Here is a 466-nt window from a genome sequence, read left to right as displayed (position 1 = left end):
CGCTGCGCGGCCAGGACATTCAGGTAGTCGGCAGCGCCTTCCTGATAGCCGCGCTCGGCAGCATGCAGCGCCTGCTTGTTCTGTTCATACGAAACCAGCAATTCGGCATGTCGGTTCTGCTGGGCTGCCCAGGCGTCCAGGGCGTTGTCCACTTCATGCCAGGCTTGCAGCACCGTCTGCCGGTAGGCGATGGCGGCTGTTCTTTGCCGTGCCTCGTTCAGCGCCAGGCGCTGCTTCAAACGACCGCCCTGAAAGATGGGGAGATAGACCGTCGGGCCGACGGAGAAGAACCGGGAATCCCAACTGTCGAGGTCGTTGAACTCGAAGGCCTCGACGCCGACTCTTCCCCGCAAGCCGATCCGCGGGTAGAAATCGGCCTTGGCGACGCCGATGGCCGCCGTCGCGGCATGGAGCTGGGCTTCGGCGCGCTGTATGTCCGGCCGCCTGTGCGCCAATTCGGAGGGCA

The 466-nt window shown here is 64.6% G+C and carries 1 protein-coding gene; it reads right to left on the bottom strand.

All coding sequences use genetic code 11. The features are described from left to right. On the bottom strand, positions 1-466 hold a 466-nt coding region (locus APY03_RS20640), incomplete at both ends, for a TolC family protein (protein WP_198161273.1).

It is taken from the genome of Variovorax sp. WDL1, from assembly GCF_001541225.1.
GTDB lineage: Bacteria > Pseudomonadota > Gammaproteobacteria > Burkholderiales > Burkholderiaceae_C > Variovorax.
This window is presented reverse-complemented; position numbering and strand designations above follow the sequence as displayed.